Origin of the sequence: Nocardia otitidiscaviarum NBRC 14405 (assembly GCF_000308635.1) — a bacterium.
GTDB lineage: Bacteria > Actinomycetota > Actinomycetes > Mycobacteriales > Mycobacteriaceae > Nocardia > Nocardia otitidiscaviarum.
Genome location: NZ_BAGD01000278.1, coordinates 75,896 through 90,984, shown reverse-complemented (window position 1 = coordinate 90,984; position 15,089 = coordinate 75,896). Strand labels below are relative to the sequence as shown.

Below are 15,089 nucleotides of genomic sequence, written 5' to 3'. Positions count from 1 at the left end.
CGCGGTGCCGGTGGTGGTCGGATCGCTGGGTCGGATCCCCGTCGGCGCGTTGACCGATCGATTCGGCGGGCGGGTGATGTTCCCGCTGGTGTCGGCGTGCACGATCATGCCGGTATTGTTCGTGGGGCTGGTCGGCCATCAGTCCTTGTTCGCGCTGTTGGTGGGCGGTTTCTTCCTCGGTATCGGCGGCACCGCCTTCGCGGTCGGCGTGCCCTTCGTCAACTCCTGGTTTCCGCCCCGGCGGCGCGGGCTCGCGATCGGACTGTTCGGTGCGGGCATGGGCGGCACCGCGATCAGCGCGTTGACCACCGTTCCGCTGGTCGACGCGGGTTCGGTGTCGACACCGTTCCTGGTCACCGCGGCCGCACTGCTGATCTACGCGATCGTGGCGGCGCTGATCCTGCGTGATGCCCCCGCCCGGGTCGTTCCGACCGAGCCGCTGGCCCGTCGACTGAGCTCGACCGCGCGAATGACGGTGACCAGGCAGGCATCCGTGCTGTACGCGGTGGCGTTCGGCGGCTACGTCGCCTTCTCGGTGTACTTGCCGGCGTACCTGAAGACCGCCTATGGGCTGGAACAGGCGGACGCGGCCGCTCGGATGGCCGGTTTCGTCCTGCTGGCGGTGGCCATGCGTCCGGTCGGCGGCTGGCTGGCCGACCATCTCGGGCCGATTCGGGTGTTGGTCACCGCCATGGCCGTGGTGAGCGTGGCGGCCGCGGTGCAGGCGTTCACGCCGGCACTGATGCCGGTAGCAACCGTGGCGTTCCTGTCGATGGCCGCCGCGCTCGGCGCTGCCAGCGGGGCGGTGTTCGCGCTGGTGGCCCTGCTCGCCCCGGGCGAGCGGGTCGGATCGGTCACCGGAATGGTCGGCGCCGCAGGCGGTCTGGGCGGATTCGTGCCACCTCTGGTGATGGGCGCCGTCTACGGGGCGCTGGGCTCCTACGGGGTCGGCTTGGCCGCGCTGGCGGTGGTCGCGGCTGCCACCGGCGTGTTCACCCTCACCGCCGTCCGCAAACAGATCCCCGTGCCCGCGTGACCTCGCTCCGGTAGCGAACTCGTCCTGGCCCCTCGTAGAAGAGAGCACCCGATGACCGCTGGAACAGAACCCACACCCTCTTCCCCTGGACTGGACGGCCCACTATCCGAGGCCCTGGTCCGAACACGTCGATATTTCACCCGGGCGGAGGTATCCGCCGATGCCCGCACGATCCACCTGGCCGGCGGCCGGGACGCCGACGAGTTCTATCGGGACCGATGGGCGCACGACACAGTGGTGCGTTCCACGCACGGCGTGAACTGCACCGGTTCCTGCTCATGGAAGGTGTACGTCAAGGACGGCATCATCACCTGGGAGACCCAGCAGACCGATTATCCGTCGGCCGGTGCGGACCGACCCGAGTACGAGCCGCGCGGCTGCCCGCGCGGGGCGGCATTCTCCTGGTACACCTATTCGCCCACGCGAGTGCGCTACCCCTATGTCCGCGGCGTGCTGCTGGACATGTACCGACAGGCGAAGGCGCGCACCGGGGATCCGGTGGCCGCGTGGGGGTCGATCGTCACCGACACCGAATCCGCGTGCCGCTACAAAGCGGCGCGAGGCCGGGGTGGCCTGGTACGCGCATCATGGGACGAGGCAGCCGAGCTGGTCGCCGCGGCGCACGTGTACACCATCAAAACCTATGGGCCGGACAGGATCGCGGGATTCTCCCCGATTCCGGCGATGTCGATGGTTTCGCATGCTTCCGGAGCCCGGTTCGTCTCCTTGCTCGGCGGTGCGATGCTGTCGTTCTACGACTGGTACGCCGATCTGCCGGTGGCCTCGCCACAGGTCTTCGGCGACCAGACCGACGTGCCGGAGTCCGGGGACTGGTGGGACGCGGGCTATCTCATCATGTGGGGTTCGAACCTGCCGGTCACCCGCACGCCCGACGCGCACTGGATGGCGGAGGCCCGCTACCGGGGTCAGAAGGTGATCGCGGTGGCTCCGGACTACGCCGACAATGTGAAATTCGCCGATGAATGGATTCCGATGCGGCCGGGTATGGACGGTGCGCTCGCCCTGGCGATGGGTCATGTGATCCTGCGGGAGTTCTTCGTGCAGCGGACCACGCCGTACTTCACCGAGTACGTCAAGCGGTACACCGATCTACCGTTCCTGGTACGACTGACCCCCGATGGAGACGCCTTCCGTCCCGGGAAAGCGTTGACGGCCGCGGATCTCTCGGAATTCGCCGACCAGGAGAACGCCGCCTTCAAGACCGTCCTGCTGGATTCGGAGGGACACGCGGTGGTGCCCAACGGCTCACTGGGCTTCCGCTACGGCGCTGACGGCGCGGGAAAGTGGAACCTCGACCTCGACGGAGTGGACCCGCTGCTCACGGTCGCCGGTGGCGAGTCGGTGGAGGTGCTCCTGCCCCGTTTCGACACTCCCGACGCGGCACTGCGGCGCGGAGTGCCGGTTCGCCGTCTCGGTGGTCACCTGGTCACCACTGTATTCGACCTGCTGCTCGCCCAGTACGGCGTGCAACGCGCCGGCCTGCCCGGCCGGTGGCCGACCGGGTACGACGACACGGACGACCCGTGCACGCCTGCCTGGCAGGAACCCCTCACCGGAGTTCCCGCCGTCGCGGCGGCGCGGATCGCCCGCGAGTTCGCCACCAATGCCGAGGAATCGCGCGGCCGGTCGATGATCATCATGGGCGCAGGGACCAATCACTGGTTCCACTCCGACACCATCTACCGAGCCTTCCTGGCGCTGACCACACTCACCGGATGCCAAGGCGTCAACGGTGGTGGCTGGGCGCACTATGTCGGCCAGGAGAAGTGCCGCCCGGTCACCGGATGGTCGCAGTTGGCTTTCGGCCTGGACTGGTCGCGGCCGCCGCGGCAGATGATCCAGACCGCCTACTGGTACCTGCACACCGACCAGTTCCGCTACGACCCGTTCGGGGCGGAGACCCTCGCCGCCAGCGGCAGGGGCGGCAAGCTGGCCGGGATGACCACGGCGGACGTCATCGCCCAGTCCGCGCGGCTGGGCTGGATGCCGTCATACCCGACCTTCGACCGCAACCCCCTCACCCTGGCCGACGATGCCGAGGCGGCTGGTATACCGCTCGGCGACTATGTCGCATCGAGACTGAAGTCGGGGCAGTTGCGGTTCGCATGCGAAGACCCCGATGCCCCGGCAAACTTTCCGCGGGTACTGAGTGTCTGGCGGGCCAACCTGCTCGGTTCCTCGGCCAAAGGCAACGAGTACTTCCTGAAGCATCTGCTCGGCGCCGATTCATCGCTGCGTGCCGACGAGGCGGACCCACGCGCCCGGCCCCGCGACGTCGTCTGGCGCGACCGGGCGCCGACCGGGAAGCTGGATCTACTGATGAGCGTCGATTTCCGGATGACCAGCACCACGCTGTTTTCCGACGTGGTGTTGCCGGCGGCGACCTGGTACGAGAAGCACGATCTCAACACCACGGATATGCATCCGTTCATCCATTCGTTCAATCCGGCCATCGCCCCGCCGTGGCAGACCCGCACCGACTGGACCACATTTCAGACCATTGCCGACGCCTTCAGCGAGTTGGCGCGTACGCACCTGGGCGTGCGCCGGGATGTGGTCGCCACCCCGCTGCTGCACGACACCCCGGACGAGCTGGCCACCCCGCACGGGGTGGTGCGTGATTGGAAAGCCGGTGACTGCGAACCGATTCCGGGTGTGACGATGCCGCGGCTGACAGTGGTGGAACGCGATTACGCCGCAGTTGCCGCGAAAATGCGCGCGCTGGGTCCGCTCCTGGACAGTCTGGGAGCCACCACCAAGGGCATCACCTACAGCGTGAACGGCGAAATCGATTACCTGGCCCACAAGAACGGTACGGTGCGCGGCGGGGCAGCCGACGGCCGTCCGTCGCTACGCCGAGATGTCGACGCATGTGAGGCGATCCTGGCGCTTTCGGGGACCACCAACGGGCACCTGGCAACCCAGGGATTCCACACACTCGAACAACGCACGGGCACCGCGCTGGCGGATCTGGCCGCCGAACACGAGGGCAAGCGGATCACCTTCGCCGATACCCAGGCCGCGCCGGTACCGGTGATCACCTCGCCGGAATGGTCCGGTTCCGAGACCGGCGGCCGCCGCTACTCGCCGTTCACCATCAATGTCGAGCGACTCAAACCATGGCACACCCTCACCGGGCGGCAGCACTTCTACCTCGACCATGATTGGATGATCGAGCTCGGCGAACAGCTGCCGGTCTTCCGGCCGCCGCTGAACATGACGGCTCTGTTCGCCGAACCACAGCTCGGCGAGCACGGTGAGAACGAGATCACGTTGCGGTATCTCACACCGCACTCGAAATGGTCGATCCACTCCGAGTACCAGGACAATCTGTTCATGCTGAGCCTGTCTCGCGGTGGGCCCAACATCTGGATGTCAGACCGAGATGCCGCGAAAATCGGTGTTCAGGACAATGATTGGATCGAGGCGGTCAATCGCAACGGGGTCGTGGTGGCGCGTGCGATCGTCTCCCATCGGATGCCCGAGGGCACGGTATATATGCACCATGCCCAGGACCGTCTGATCGACGTACCGCTGGCCGAAGCCTCGGGTAGACGTGGTGGCATCCACAATTCGCTGACCCGCCTGCTGATAAAACCCAGCCACCTCATCGGCGGCTATGCCCAATTGTCTTTCGCATTCAACTATCTCGGCCCGACCGGCAATCAACGCGACGAGGTCACCGTGATCCGCCGCCGGAGCCAGGAGGTACGGTACTGATGCGCGTCATGGCTCAGATGGCGATGGTGATGAATCTCGACAAATGCATCGGCTGCCATACCTGCTCGGTCACCTGCAAACAGACCTGGACCAATCGTGCGGGGGTCGAATACGTCTGGTTCAACAATGTGGAAACTCGCCCCGGGCAAGGATATCCACGGGGCTACGAGGATCAGGACCGCTGGCGCGGTGGCTGGACGCTGAGCCGCCGCGGCCGATTACGACTACGCGGCGGCGGCCGATGGCGGCGGCTGGCAAGCATCTTCTCCAACCCCAAACTTCCCGCACTGCAAGACTATTACGAGCCCTGGACCTACGATTACGCCGACCTCACCACCGCGCCGCTGCAAACCCATACTCCGGTAGCGCGGCCCCGCTCACTGATCAGCGGCAAACCGACCGCCATCACCTGGTCGGCCAACTGGGACGACAACCTCGCGGGCGCACCCGCGCACGGACAGCACGATCCGATCCGCAAACGCATCGAGGACAAGGTGCGTTTCGAGTTCGAGCAGACGTTCATGTTCTATCTGCCGCGCATCTGCGAACACTGTCTCAACCCCTCCTGCGCGGCTTCGTGCCCATCGGGCGCGATCTACAAGCGCAGCGAGGACGGCATCGTCCTCGTCGACTCCGACCGCTGCCGCGGCTGGCGCATGTGCGTGTCCGGATGCCCTTACAAGAAGGTCTATTTCAACCACCGCACCGGCAAGGCTGAAAAGTGCACCTTCTGCTTCCCCCGTGTGGAGGTCGGGCTGCCGACGGTGTGCGCGGAGACCTGCGTGGGCCGCCTGCGGTATATCGGACTGGTCCTGTACGACGCCGACCGAGTACTCGACGCCGCCTCGACGCCCTCGGACACCGACCTCTACGAGGCACAGCGCGAGCTTCTGCTCGACCCGCACGATCCGGCCGTCGTGGCCGCGGCCGAAACCGCCGGCATACCGGGCGATTGGATCGCCGCAGCACAGCGGTCACCCATATACGCGCTCATCAATACCTATCGGGTGGCGCTGCCGCTGCATCCGGAGTACCGCACCATGCCCATGGTCTGGTACATCCCACCCCTGTCACCGGTGGTCGATATCGTTCGAGACACCGGTCACGACGCCGAGGACCACGGCAATCTCTTCGCCGCCATCGACGCGCTCCGAATTCCCGTCGATTATCTGGCCCACCTCTTCACCGCTGGAGACCCGAAACCCGTTGTCGCGGTATTGCAGAAGCTGGCCGCCATGCGGTCCTACATGCGTGATATCAACCTCGGCCGCGAACCTCAGGAGCGCATCGCGGCTCGCGTGGGCCTGAGCGGGGAGCAGATCTACGACCTGTACCGGCTGCTGGCGTTGGCCAAATACGACGAGCGCTATGTCATCCCCCAGGCACACGCCGAACAGGCGCACGGACTCGAAGAACTCGCGACCGAATGCAGTCTCGACTACGACGGTGGCCCCGGCATGGGTGGATCCGGACCCTTCGGCGAAAGCTCCGGCGGGGCATCGCCCATCGCGGTGGAGAACTTCCACATGCTGGCCGACCGCCAGTGCAGTGACAGCGTCGCCGCGCCCGCAGACGGGGAGGTACGGGTCAATTTGCTCAATTGGGACGGCAAAGGCCACCCCCGCGGTCTACTGCCGCCACGCGATCGCTCCCGCACAGACACCCCGGAGAAGCCGAAATGAACTACGCTGCAAGCGATTCAGCGATGGCATGGCAGGCTCAATCGCTGCTGATCGGCTACCCAGACACCGACCTGCGCCAACGGCTGCCGCTGCTGCGTGCTGTCGCGGCCACCGTGCCCCGCCCGGTCGGACGCCCGCTGTCGGCTTTCATCGACCACGCGGATTCGACCGCCGACACCGCCTTGGCGGCCGACTACGTTGCCACCTTCGACCACCACAAGCGGTTTTCGCTGTATCTGACCTACTTCACGCATGGTGACACCCGCACCCGAGGTATGGCTCTGCTCCGACTCAAACGCACCTACCGTGGCACCGGCCTCGACCTGGGCGAACATGAACTGCCGGACCACCTGTCGGTGCTGCTCGAGTTCGCGGCGACCCAGCCCGAACCAGGGCGAAGCCTGCTTCTCCGGCACCGCGCCGGACTGGAGTTGCTCCGCCTCGGCCTGACCGAGACAGCCTCGCCCTGGGCAGCGATCGTGGACTCGATCTCGGCCACCCTGCCCACACTGAGCCGCCACGAGAGCGATCGGGTACTGCGGCTGGCCGCCCAAGGCCCACCAGAGGAGGCCGTCGGCCTCACTCCCTACGCACCACCGAACCACCCGCCGCACGGAGGCCACCGATGACCAGCCGGCTCACTGCCGCCCCACCACCCGCCGACCTGGGTGCGCTCGACATCCTGCTGTGGGTAGCGGTCCCCTACGCCGCGATCGCCGCCTTCGTGGTCGGCCATATCTGGCGCTACCGCTACGACAAGTTCGGCTGGACCACGCGCTCCTCACAGTTGTACGAGAACCGGCTGCTACGCCTGGGCAGCCCCCTGTTCCACTACGGCATCCTGCTGGTGATCGTCGGCCACGTCGGCGGGCTGTTGATTCCCAAGTCGTGGACCGAAGCCATCGGTCTCAGCGAGAACACCTACCATCTACTCGCCGTCGGCCTCGGCGCCGTCGCGGGTGCGGCGACGCTCACCGGTGCGGCCATCCTCGTCTACCGGCGTCGCACCGTGGGGCCGGTGTTCTCGGCCACCACGCGCAACGACAAGATCATGTACTTCCTGCTGGTGGGCACCTTACTCCTCGGCTTGGGCACGACAGTGCTCGGCAACCTGACCGAACACCCGCACGACTACCGCGAGACCGTCTCCCCCTGGTTCCGTTCCATTTTCGTCCTGCAACCCGACCCGGCTCTGATGGCCGTCGCTCCGCTGGGCTTCCGGCTGCACGCACTGTCGGCATGGGCGCTGGTCGCGTTCTGGCCCTTCAGCAGGCTTGTGCACGTCTTCTCGCTCCCCCTGGGGTACCTCACCCGCCCGTACATCGTCTATCGCAGCCGCGGCACTCGCACACCTAGGCGCGGATGGGAGCAGATTCGATGACGACGCCCACGATCACCTCGGCCCGACGGTGGGTGACGGCCGGGGCGGTGCTCGTCGCCGCAGCAGCCGCACTGACGGGACTGATTCTTCCCGACGCGTACCCGGACGCGGGTGGTGTCGCCGCGATGCTGCGGGCCTACGATTGGGTGACGCTGACGATCGCCGTACCCGTCGCCGTCGGCTGCCTGTGGGTGGGTCGAACGGGATCCCATCGTGCGCGGGTGCTACTCGCCGCCATGTTCGCCTATTTCGCGTACACCTTTGCCTATCACGTGTTCGGCACGGAATTCGCCGACGCCTTCCTGATCGACATCGTCGCGTTCTCCGTTGCGTCGGCCGGACTTCTCCTATCGGCCGTCACACTCGACGCCGCCGGTATCGCTGCCGACTTCCCTTGGCGAACAGCGCGAGTACCGAGCCTGGCACTCGGCCTGCTCGCCTTCGCGCTCGGTGTCATGTGGAGTTACTTCACGGTGCGGTTCGCACTCACCGACGACGTGCCAGCGGGCAGTGCTCTGGTGGAAACCGAGCAGCTCGTCCATCTGGGAATCGCACTCGACCTGGGCATCCTGGTCCCGGCGTACGCAATAGCCGCTGCCTTGCTGTGGCGACGCCACCAGTGGGGTCCGGTGTGGGCCGCGATCCTGCTGACTTCCGGTGCCCTGCACCAGGTTTCCTACCTTGCGGCCCTGCTGGGCCAATGGGCGGCGGAGGTGCCGGGTGCGGTCGCCTTCGACCCGGCCGAACCGGTAATCCTGCTCGTCTATGCCGTCGCGGCCATCCTGGTGTTGCGCGGCATATCCGGCCCGGATCGAACAGCGCCCGCACCGCGGCACTGATCCGCACCTCTCGCCGGTAGTCGAGACGTGCGGGCTGCGATCAGCTACCGAAGCCGACCAGTGCGTCGGACAGGTTCTGCACCTCGAGCACCTCGAGTGCCTGCTGGCGGATGTCCGGGCAGGTGTTGGTGGTGGCCTCGTCGACGATGGTGGTATCGCCGATCACCTCGTCGTTGAGCCCCTCATTGCGGACTGCCCAGTTCTGCACGGTGCCGTTGAAGGAGACCTTGGCCAGTGTCGCGCCCTGGTCGCGCCAGTTGTCGAGTTCGGGCTCGATCATGTCGCAGAGCTGCTGGGCGGCGGCGGGCGTCACCACATCCTCGTCCCCGCCGGGAGTGGTCGTGGCCGTCGCCGTGGTCGTGGTGAGATCCGGTGTGGTCATGGTGGTGGTGTCCTGGACACCGGGCTCTTCGTCGTCGCCGCAGGCCGCCAGCATCGCCCCGGCCGCGATGAACCCGGCGGCCACGGTGGTACGAACGATCTTGTTGTAGGACATCGGCATAGCCGCCTCCTCGTCAGAGTTGGGAACCTCTACGGCGGCGTTACCCAGCCCCGGCCGATTGATGCGGGCGTTGCGTCAATCGACCACGCGATACAACGACTGCATTCCGGCCGCGATGTGGTCGCCCACATGGCAGTGGAACAACCAGGTCCCGGTGGCGTCCGGGCGCATGTCGGCGGTGGCCATGGTCGCGGGCAGCAGGCTCACCACATCGGTGCGCATGCCGTTCACCACGGCGGTATTGCCGTGCCAGTGCGGGGTGTGCAGGTCCACCTCGGTGCCCATGCCCATGAGGTACCAGCGCACGCGCTCGTTCTTGCGCATCGCCACCACCGGGCCGTTGCCGTAGACGAAGCCGTTGATGGCGTGCATGAGATTCGACTCGACGAACTCCTCGTCCTCGGGATCCGCGGGAGCCGCCGCCAGCCCCGCGAGATTGTCCGCGAGCAGCGGGCTCTGGTTCTCGTCGACGACCTCGTACAGCGAGAACACCTCGCGATCGACGTCGGCGGGGCTGCCGTCCGGATCGGCCTCGCCCTTCGCGGTGACGATGAGAAAACCGCTCAGCCCGGCGTACACGTCGCCGATCTCATCGGAGTGCGAGTGGTACATCCACATGGCGGTACTGCCCTCCATGGGGCCCGGACCGGCCCGCTCGGGCACCTCCCAGTGGTAGGTGTGGCCGCCGCCGGGCGGCACCTCGTCATCGTGTTTGTCGGCGGCCCCGGTGCCGTCGGCATAGGGCGCGCCCTCGCTGTCCTTGTCGTAGAACACGCCGTGCGGGTGCACCGAGGCCGGGAACGAGCAGTTGTTGCGGAATTCCACCCTGATGGTGTCACCGACCTCGGCGCGGATGACCGGGCCGAGGAAACCCAGGTAGGCATCGTCGGCGTCGCGTTCGATCCGGGTGCTGAAGGTGTCGTCGGTGTAACCCCGGTACAGGCATTTCGCGTAGGTCGAGCCGATCCGGTCCGGGGCGCTGCCGACGAATACCCGTTCGTCGTCGTCGAACGGCTCGCCGTGGATGTGGTTCTCGCCGTCGGGTGCGTAGTCCCAGCGCACCGGATCGGCGGCGATGTAATACACGCGCTCGGTGCCGCTCGATCGGCCGCCGGAAGTCCGATCCGGCGCGGTGGCACAGCCTGCCACCAAGGCGGTGACCGCGATCAACGCGGTTCCGACCGCGGTGCTTACGGTACGGAATCCTCGCACACTCGACTCCTGCGCAACTCGATCCGGCAGGGAACGGACAACCCGGCACCCCGCAAGAGTTAGATTAGGCAAATCTTACTTCACCCCGGGTTGATCGCAGCGCCGCCCAGCCATCCGCGTGTGGGCACCGCGAGGTCGGGTATGCCGCGACCGTAGAGGCGTCGTCGTGGTGAGGAGTCGGGATGCGAGTCGTAGTACTGGGCGGTACCGGAAATGTCGGAACCGCGGTGGTGGCCGCGCTGGCCGCCGATCCGGCGGTGACCTCCATTCTCGGAGTGGCCCGCCGCATCCCCGAGCGACGGGTCGAGAAGACGGAGTGGGTCGGCGCCGATATCCGGACCGACGAGTTGGAGCCGCTGCTGCGCGGAGCGGACGCGGTGGTGCATCTGGCGTGGGCCATCCAGCCGATGCGACGGCCACTCGATACCTGGCGCACCAATGTGCACGGCACCGAACGGGTCTTGCGGGCCGTCGCGGCCGCGTCGGTTCCGGCGCTGATCTACGCCTCGTCGGTGGGCGCGTATTCACCGCGCCGCGATGTGCGACCGGTCACCGAGAGCTGGCCCACCGACGGCTGGCCGGAGGCGGGGTACACGCGGGAGAAGGCGTACGTGGAGCGGCTGCTCGACGGGTTCGCCTTCGCCTATCCACACTGCCGAGTCGTGCGGCTGCGGCCCGCGTTCATCTTCCAGCGCGGCGCGGCCAGTGAACAGCGCCGGTTGTTCGCCGGGCCGCTGCTGCCGAACCCGTTGGTGCGCCCGGAACTGCTCCCCGTGCTCCCGACGCCCCGGGACCTGGCATTCCAGGCGGTGCACAGTGCGGATGTGGCGCAGGCGTACCGGCTGGCCGTCACCCGGGAGGTGGTGGGACCGTTCAATATCGCGGCGGAGCCGGTACTCGACCCGCGCTCGCTCGGTGAACTGCTCGGAGCCCGACCCGTACCGATTCCGGTGCGGCCGTTGCGTGCCGCCGTCGCCGCCGCCTGGCGGCTGCGCCTGCTACCGGTCGATCCGCGACTGCTGGACGCCTTCCTGCGCCTGCCGGTCATGGACACCACCCGGGCGCGCGACGAACTGGGCTGGACGCCCCGCCACAGCGCCGCCGACGCACTGCTCGAACTGCTGGACGGCCTGCGCGACGGCGCCGACCTGGATACGCCTCCGCTCGCCGCCGACGCGGGCGGTCCGTTGCGAATTCACGAATTCACCTCGGGTGTAGGTGGTTTCGACCCGGTTGACCACGACCCGCAGCTGCTGAGCGGGCGCGGCTGATCCGGTCACGCGGCCGGGTCGAGCACGATCTTCACCGCCCCCTCGGACTTCTCCTGGAACATTCGATAGGCGTGCGGCGCCTCGCCTAGCGGAAGTCGATGCGTGGCAAAGGTTTCCACGCCGAGCGGGTCGCCGTCCACGAGCAGCGGCAGCAGGTCGTGCACCCAGGGCTTGACGTTGGCCTGCCCCATGCGCAACTGAATCTGCTTGTCGAACAGGATGCGCATCGGGATGGGGTCCACCATGCCGCCGTACACGCCGATCAGCGAGATGGTGCCGCCACGCCGGACGATATCGATCGCGCTGTACAGGGCCGCCATCCGGTCGATGCCCACGGTGTCCATCATCTTGCGCGCCACCATATCCGGCAGCAGCGTAGCCGAACGCTGGGCCAGGGCGGTCACGGGCGAACCGTGCGCCTCCATGCCGACCGCGTCGATCACCGCATCGGTTCCCCGCCCGGCGGTGCGCTCCCGGATGATGTCGCCGATGGGCTGGTCGGCGGCGGCGAGATCGACGCATTCGATACCGCGTCCGGCCACCCGGCCGAGCCGTTCGGGCAGCAGGTCGACCCCGATCACCCGGTAGCCGCGGTGCGCGGCGATCCGGCAGGCCATATCGCCGATCGGGCCGAGCCCGAGCACGGTCACCGAGCCGCCCTCGGGCACGGCGGCGTACTCGACCGCCTGCCAGGCGGTGGGCAACACATCCGACAGATACAGGAAGCGGGTGTCGTCGGGACCGTGCGGCACCTTGATGTGGGTGAAATCGGCGTGCGGTACGCGCAGATATTCGGCCTGTCCGCCCGGAACCTGGCCGTACAGCTTGGAATAGCCGAACAGCGCCGCGCCGCACCCGTATTCGCGCACCTGCGTGGTCTCGCACTGCGTCGGAAGACCGGTGGAGCACATGAAGCAGGTGCCGCAGCTGATCTGGAACGGCACCACGATTCGATCCCCGACCGCCAATTCCGTCACCGCCGAACCGATCTCCTCCACAACGCCCATCGGCTCGTGCCCGAGCACGTCACCCTCGCTCATGTACGCGCCGAGCACCTCGTACAGGTGCAGATCGGATCCGCAGATCGCCGACGAGGTCACCTTGATGACCGCGTCCCGGGTGCTTCGATACGTGGGTCCGGCACGGTATCCACCGCCACCTTGCGCCGTCCCTGCCAAGTCACCGCTTTCATGTTTCCTCCTCTTGTTCGGTCTCTTCCTCGTGTTCGGCGAGCCGGTAGGCGCGATTGCGGATGCGGAGGATGACGGCGGCCACGACGGCGGCGGTCAGGGAGCCGCACAGCACGCCGACCTTGGCGTGTTCGGCGTGCGGGCTGCCGGGGCCGAAGGCGAGTTCGGAGATGAGCAGGGAGACGGTGAAGCCGATGCCCGCGAGCAGGGCCGCGCCGTAGACGTCGATCCAGCGCAGCCCGGGGTCCAGCCGTGCGCGGGTCCAGCGGGCCACGGCGAAGGTCGTCCCGAAGATGCCGAAGGACTTTCCGAGCACCAGACCGGCGACAATGCCGATCGCCACCGGGTCGGTGAGCGCCTCGGTGAGACCGCGCAACCCGCTGACCGACACCCCGGCCGCGAACAGGGCGAAGACCGGCACCGCCAGTCCGGCCGCGACCGGTCGCCAGCGGTCCTCGAGCCGTTGCGCGGGATAGGGGTCGCGATCGCCGCCGCGCACCGGGACCACCGCGCCCAGCAGCAGTCCCGCGACGGTGGCGTGCACCCCGGCACCGTGCACCATCGCCCAGGTCACGACCGCCAGCGGTAGCAGCAGCCACCACCTTCGCGGCCAGCGCCGCACCACGAATGCGAAGGCGAGCAGGGCGAGCAGCGCACCGCCGAAGTACGCGGGGGTCAACGTCCCCGAGTAGAACACGGCGATGATAGTGATGGCGATGAGGTCGTCCACGACCGCGAGCGTGAGCAGGAAGGTGCGCAGCGAGGGCGGCAGATGGGTGCTGATCAGGCCGAGAACGGCGACCGCGAAGGCGATATCGGTCGCGGACGGAATGGCCCACCCGCGCAGCGCGTCCACCCCCGTGCTCGCGATGATCGCCACGTACACCAGCGCGGGCACGATCATGCCGCCCAGCGCGGCCGCCACGGGCAGAATCGCCTTGCGGAACCGGCTCAGCTCACCGGTCACGAACTCCTGTTTGAGTTCGAGCCCGGCGACGAAGAAGAAGATCGCCAGCAAACCCCCGGCCGCCCACTCCCCCACCGACAGGTGCAGATGGGCGACGTGCGGCCCGAAGGTGAAATCACGGACCGTGGCGTAGGCGTCCTGCCAGGGCGAGTTCGCCCAGGCCAGGGCGAGCACCGTCGCCGCGAGAACCAGTACGCCGCCGACGGTTTCGCGGCGCAGCAGGGCGGCGACCCGGGTGTCCTCGGGCGGCGGCGGGATCGGGAACAGCAGATTGGTCGACGGCTGGCTCGCGGCCACCGACGAGCCGGTCGCGGCCTCCCGGGGCGACCCGTCCCGACCCCCGTTCACCGCCATCCGCATCCCTCCGTCGCAGTGTCGAATCGTCTGGTCTCGATATGCCGCGACTACCCGGTGCACCCGGCTTCAACCGAATGATCGCGCCGACCCGGGCATCAGCGCCGTCACAGTGGTTACCCGCTCGACATAGACCCGAACGACACCGCAGCACCCGACGAACAGGAGTGAGCCCATGCCACGCGACTCGATTCGGCGATCTCTACGATCCCGCCTCGCCGCCGTGGCGGCGCTGGCCACCGCGACCGGTCTCACCGCCGCATGTATGGCCGACCAGAACCCGAGCGACACCACCGGCACGATGCCGTCGGTGTGGACCGGGAGCACGGTGCCGTCGACGATCGGGGACGCGCCCGGGGAGCCGGGCCACTCCCCCGGCGGCAACACCGTCTCCGCCGGTTTCGTCGACGCCGAGGGCCGTCCCGCCGGTACCGTGACCTTCATCGAACGCGCCGGCTTCGTCGAGGTTCGCGCCGAGGTGCACGGCATGGACCCCGGCTTCCACGGTTTCCACATCCACGAGCGCGGCGTCTGCGAACCGGATTCCGCTCCGCCGGAGGGCGGCGATCCCGGTGCGTTCCGCTCGGCGGGTGGCCATATGCAGGTGGACGGGCACACCGGACAGCCCGCCAGCGGCGATCTGACCTCCGTGCACGTCCGCCCCGACGGCCGCGGTCTGCTGGTGACGACCACCTCCGCCTTCACGCTGGAGGATCTGCGCAACGGCGGCGTCGGTCGCGCCGCCATCATCCACGCGGGCGCAGACAACTTCGGCAATATCCCGCCCCGCTACACCGTTCCGGGCGGTGAGGTGCCCGATGCCGAAACCCGCTCCACCGGCGATGCCGGACCGCGATCCGTCTGCGCGGCGGTGATGTGAGCGACCCGGCCGAAGTTTGGGTCGTATGTCATCG

The 15,089-nt window shown here is 67.7% G+C and carries 11 protein-coding genes and 1 pseudogene; 8 read left to right on the top strand and 4 right to left on the bottom strand.

Features of this window, described 5'->3' with window-relative positions; translation table 11 throughout:
- From ON31_RS32250 to ON31_RS32225, 6 genes are all read left to right on the top strand, one after another.
- On the top strand, nt 1-1,036 hold a 1,036-nt coding region (locus tag ON31_RS32250), incomplete at its 5' end, for an MFS transporter (protein WP_039818998.1).
- A 51-nt stretch (nt 1,037-1,087) separates the two neighbouring features.
- Entirely contained in the window at nt 1,088-4,777 is a 3,690-nt protein-coding gene (locus ON31_RS32245) for a nitrate reductase subunit alpha (RefSeq protein WP_039818973.1), read from the top strand.
- Nucleotides 4,777-6,459 (top strand): nitrate reductase subunit beta, encoded by a 1,683-nt coding sequence (gene narH / locus ON31_RS32240; RefSeq protein WP_039818971.1) that lies wholly within the window; start codon nt 4,777-4,779, stop codon nt 6,457-6,459. The genes ON31_RS32245 and narH overlap by 1 nt, the downstream gene beginning before the upstream one ends.
- Before the next feature lie 23 nt (nt 6,460-6,482).
- Nucleotides 6,483-7,088, top strand: coding sequence for a nitrate reductase molybdenum cofactor assembly chaperone (gene narJ / locus ON31_RS32235; protein ID WP_218007420.1), 606 nt, complete (start codon nt 6,483-6,485; stop codon nt 7,086-7,088).
- Nucleotides 7,085-7,840, top strand: coding sequence for a respiratory nitrate reductase subunit gamma (narI, locus tag ON31_RS32230; RefSeq protein ID WP_051038170.1), 756 nt, complete (start codon nt 7,085-7,087; stop codon nt 7,838-7,840). The genes narJ and narI overlap by 4 nt, the downstream gene beginning before the upstream one ends.
- Complete coding sequence (locus ON31_RS32225; protein WP_039818969.1) at nt 7,837-8,679, top strand: hypothetical protein; 843 nt, start codon at nt 7,837-7,839, stop codon at nt 8,677-8,679. The genes narI and ON31_RS32225 overlap by 4 nt, the downstream gene beginning before the upstream one ends.
- A gap of 40 nt (nt 8,680-8,719) precedes the next feature.
- Here the strand turns inward: ON31_RS32225 and ON31_RS32220 are convergent, their stop codons facing one another.
- Nucleotides 8,720-9,181, bottom strand: coding sequence for a hypothetical protein (locus tag ON31_RS32220; RefSeq protein WP_085996525.1), 462 nt, complete (start codon nt 9,179-9,181; stop codon nt 8,720-8,722).
- A 75-nt stretch (nt 9,182-9,256) separates the two neighbouring features.
- The gene (locus tag ON31_RS32215) at nt 9,257-10,393 is read right to left on the bottom strand and encodes a multicopper oxidase domain-containing protein (protein WP_051038168.1); all 1,137 of its coding nucleotides are present in this window, start codon (nt 10,391-10,393) and stop codon (nt 9,257-9,259) included.
- Nucleotides 10,394-10,575: 182 nt separating this feature from the next.
- Here ON31_RS32215 and ON31_RS32210 point away from each other — a divergent pair, with 182 nt between their 5' ends.
- Nucleotides 10,576-11,664 (top strand): NAD-dependent epimerase/dehydratase family protein, encoded by a 1,089-nt coding sequence (locus ON31_RS32210; RefSeq protein WP_039818967.1) that lies wholly within the window; start codon nt 10,576-10,578, stop codon nt 11,662-11,664.
- 5 nt (nt 11,665-11,669) lie between these two features.
- Here ON31_RS32210 and ON31_RS32205 read toward each other — a convergent pair.
- Together ON31_RS32205 and nhaA are read right to left on the bottom strand one after the other, a co-directional pair.
- Nucleotides 11,670-12,856: pseudogene (locus ON31_RS32205) on the bottom strand (alcohol dehydrogenase catalytic domain-containing protein).
- Complete coding sequence (nhaA, locus tag ON31_RS32200) at nt 12,853-14,175, bottom strand: Na+/H+ antiporter NhaA (protein ID WP_081592907.1); 1,323 nt, start codon at nt 14,173-14,175, stop codon at nt 12,853-12,855. Before nhaA ends, ON31_RS32205 begins: the two are co-directional and overlap by 4 nt.
- A 175-nt stretch (nt 14,176-14,350) precedes the next feature.
- On the opposite strand from nhaA, the gene sodC reads away from it, so the two are divergent.
- Complete coding sequence (gene sodC, locus ON31_RS32195) at nt 14,351-15,055, top strand: superoxide dismutase[Cu-Zn] (RefSeq protein ID WP_039818965.1); 705 nt, start codon at nt 14,351-14,353, stop codon at nt 15,053-15,055.
- Nucleotides 15,056-15,089: the final 34 nt, after the last annotated feature.

Bases quoted from the DNA above. Each gene is read 5' to 3' on its own strand.
- narH (WP_039818971.1), top strand. From the start codon at position 4,777: ATGCGCGTCATGGCTCAGATGGCGATGGTGATGAATCTCGACAAATGC.
- sodC (WP_039818965.1), top strand. From the start codon at position 14,351: ATGCCACGCGACTCGATTCGGCGATCTCTACGATCCCGCCTCGCCGCC.
- ON31_RS32225 (WP_039818969.1), top strand. From the start codon at position 7,837: ATGACGACGCCCACGATCACCTCGGCCCGACGGTGGGTGACGGCCGGG.
- ON31_RS32245 (WP_039818973.1), top strand. From the start codon at position 1,088: ATGACCGCTGGAACAGAACCCACACCCTCTTCCCCTGGACTGGACGGC.
- nhaA (WP_081592907.1), bottom strand. From the start codon at position 14,175: ATGGCGGTGAACGGGGGTCGGGACGGGTCGCCCCGGGAGGCCGCGACC.
- ON31_RS32220 (WP_085996525.1), bottom strand. From the start codon at position 9,181: ATGCCGATGTCCTACAACAAGATCGTTCGTACCACCGTGGCCGCCGGG.
- narJ (WP_218007420.1), top strand. From the start codon at position 6,483: ATGGCATGGCAGGCTCAATCGCTGCTGATCGGCTACCCAGACACCGAC.
- narI (WP_051038170.1), top strand. From the start codon at position 7,085: ATGACCAGCCGGCTCACTGCCGCCCCACCACCCGCCGACCTGGGTGCG.
- ON31_RS32210 (WP_039818967.1), top strand. From the start codon at position 10,576: ATGCGAGTCGTAGTACTGGGCGGTACCGGAAATGTCGGAACCGCGGTG.